General features: G+C 51.6%; 3 protein-coding genes. 1 reads left to right on the forward strand and 2 read right to left on the reverse strand.

All coding sequences use genetic code 11. The features are described 5' to 3' along the window. Positions 1–150 precede the first annotated feature (150 nt). Together VGM55_RS20690 and VGM55_RS20695 are read right to left on the reverse strand one after the other, a co-directional pair. Positions 151–1,386, reverse strand: a complete 1,236-nt coding sequence (locus VGM55_RS20690) for an ISKra4 family transposase (RefSeq protein WP_331636511.1) — start codon at positions 1,384–1,386, stop codon at positions 151–153. After that, on the reverse strand, positions 1,358–1,717 hold the full coding sequence (locus VGM55_RS20695) for a hypothetical protein (protein ID WP_331636512.1): 360 nt from the start codon (positions 1,715–1,717) through the stop codon (positions 1,358–1,360). Before VGM55_RS20695 ends, VGM55_RS20690 begins: the two co-directional genes overlap by 29 nt. Positions 1,718–2,124: 407 nt before the next feature. Between VGM55_RS20695 and VGM55_RS20700 the strand changes: the two genes are divergently transcribed. Continuing rightward, positions 2,125–2,756: hypothetical protein (locus VGM55_RS20700; protein WP_331636513.1), on the forward strand; the 632-nt coding region annotated here is incomplete at its 3' end.

Here is a 2,756-nt window from a genome sequence, read left to right on the forward strand (position 1 = left end):
GATGACCACTCCATTGACCAAGAAAACAGCTGTATAAAGAATAATTACTGGCGGCCAGTTCCCCGGCGAGGTAATCAGCGCACCCATACACCTCTTTAGTATACCCGAACTTCGTGTAAAGTGAAGTGACGTGGAGGAGAAGGGTGTCCGTCAGTTTTTTGCAGACCCTTTGGGATAAGCAACCACCGCCCGTTTCCAGGGATGATGAGGGGAAGGGCGCGAGGTTCCGGCAATCATGGCCGGAGGGGAAGCAGGCAAGCGTAGACTGGTGGGAAGCGGAGTGGGAGGGGAGGAGGGCCGGAGTCGAAGGGAGACCCAGGCCAGAGCTGATGCCAGAGTCCAAAGGTGAGAGAGAGCTTTTTGCTTGTGCTGCAGAGCGCGCTGGGAGAACAGGCGTTGTTCGCCATCGCTCCAGGCTTGCGGCCAGCGATCATTGCACACCGAGGTTCGCAAGGCGAGCATAGGATTGACATGGGCCGGAGCCCAATGCATGCCTGCCCCTTTGAGACGTGCTTGTACCACAACTTTGTTGGCGCTTTCCACCATACCGGAGCCAATCGGCCACCCCTGTCGTCGGTAGTGCTGGTATTGCATGAGTGCCTCACGTTTGCTCAAATAGGAGAGATGTTCACGTACAGCATCTCGTTCACGGAATTCGGCGGGTAGATTTGCCAGGGTACGAAACAACCAGGTGGGGCCACGATGCTTGAGCACATGCAAACTGCGATCCAGGGCCTTTTCAGGCAAGACCACTCCTGCTTGTTGCAGAGCTTCTAGCAGCGCACTCAAATGTTCAGCCGCATGCGGAAAATCCAGAATGCGCACAGCATCAGGTCGATGCAGATCGATAAATCCTTGCAGCCACTCTGCTCCATCAGTGACTGCACAGACAGCCTGGGCCTCTCCAACGGCTCGTCGCTGCATTTCTCTGCTTGCCAGATCCATAAATGCTGAGGCTGGAGCCATGCGAGAAAAATACGACAGCGCTGTTACTTCCACTTCCTGTGTCTCTCTCGTTTTCTTAGCTGGAGCCACCTCTCCAATGGCCAGGGTGCGCACTTCTGCCCATTCCCCTTTGAGTAACGGGACATAGGCGCCATCGGCACTGAAAGCCAATTTCTGGTGCCCAGAGAAACCCGAAGGAGCTTGTTCTGATGGGTCCTGCTCAATCGTCTGCGTCGCCTCCACACACGCGCCGCTTCGTTCAGTTAGCCGACGAACTGTCGCATCACTCACCTGCACCCCAACCAAACGCTCCAACATAAACCCCGCTTGCTCGAACGGCATCCAGCTTCCCAAATGCACGAGATTCTCCTGCTGTTTGGGCGTCAAGCTCCCAGGCAGCAGCCCTAACTCTTCATCCAGGGGGAAAAAGACCCACTCCACACAAGGGGCAGGTTCCATATTGCCGTTTGAGGGTGATCTCTTTTCCCCCTTTGCCCTGCAATTTTCGAGCGTGTTCTCCACGCTCGCGGAGGAGTAATTCACACACTCGACACCGTGGTTGTTCTTCTTCGGGAAGCTGGCTCCATTTTCTCTGAGAGCTAGCCAATGCCGTCCCTTGCACCAGCTGTGCCTCCAGTCGGCTCATGCGTTCTGATGCGGCCTCTTCGATCTCGCGCAAAGTCGCCTTGGGATGAGCCAAGCGCCATTCCTTCATGCCACTGAGCACTTCTTCACTCAGTTCTCGCCAGCGTTTTTCCATGGCTTCGTCCATGATCCACTCCTCAATTGGTTTTCCCTATCTTATCACGCTCTTTTTCCCCTGGATACCTCTTTGCAAAAACTTGACGCCCACCCCGCGGGTCTCTCTATTTTGTGGGGTTTTCCATTCTCAGTCGAGGGGTTTTCAAGGTCAAACAGGCATCGTTCAGCCTGGGAAGACATGCGCGGGTCTCTGCTCAAACACCTCGTCACTGAGACCCGCGCTAACATTCGCGAGCAACGCGTGATTTCTAAGCCTGAGGACTTTGTTTGTCTTCGATGTTTCAGCCAGTCCCTTGGGCCTGAAGAGTTTGCGATCTTCAGAAAGTGAGTTCTCATGGGCTAGGGGCCATCCAGAACCCCTATAAAAACGGGGAAAGCCCCTTTCCTGAAATCCCACCTCCATCAAGTGATTTAAAGGTGAGTCGATGGATTTATGATCTTTTCTATAGAGCGGTCTACGCACTAGAAAACGGTATATTCCTGGGGATAGAGGACGAGGATATACAAAAAGTACAGTTCCATCCTATTACGGGGGTTCCTGATCTAAGATTTAGCACTATAGGCTTAACAGAGATTTGCCAGCATCAAATCACGCTGAGTAACTCACATCTACTCAAAACATATGACAAGCTGCCAAGTGTTAGACCATTCTCCTTTTTCACATTATTCTCTGATGCATCATCAATTCCTATTCATACCTATCAGTGGGGTTTAGAGGAAGAGATAATCCAGGCTCTTGAAGAAGGTAAAGATATCTCACAGATGAGTGCTGATAGAGATAGAAAAATAGCCTATTATTGGGATCTAGTGAAACAGCATACCCCCCTCTATAGCGGTTCAACCACCACTGATACACTATGGCCAATTTATCGGTGTGACAACAATGAACCAATTCCTGAGTATGTACAGCTAAAGACAGTGAGTGAGGCTCTGAAAGGGTACTTTACTCATAAGGAAATGAAAGCTGCTAACCCTGGTGGGTGTGGAGTTATGGGGGTCAGAAGAGTTCATATCACGGCTATTAAGTATATGGGGAAAGAAGTGAGTGA

The sequence above is a fragment of the Cedecea sp. genome, from assembly GCF_036500665.1.
Lineage (GTDB): Bacteria > Pseudomonadota > Gammaproteobacteria > Enterobacterales > Enterobacteriaceae > Cedecea.

Excerpts from the sequence above, each read along its gene's own strand:
- VGM55_RS20695 (WP_331636512.1), bottom strand. The coding sequence starts at position 1,717 with ATGGACGAAGCCATGGAAAAACGCTGGCGAGAACTGAGTGAAGAAGTG.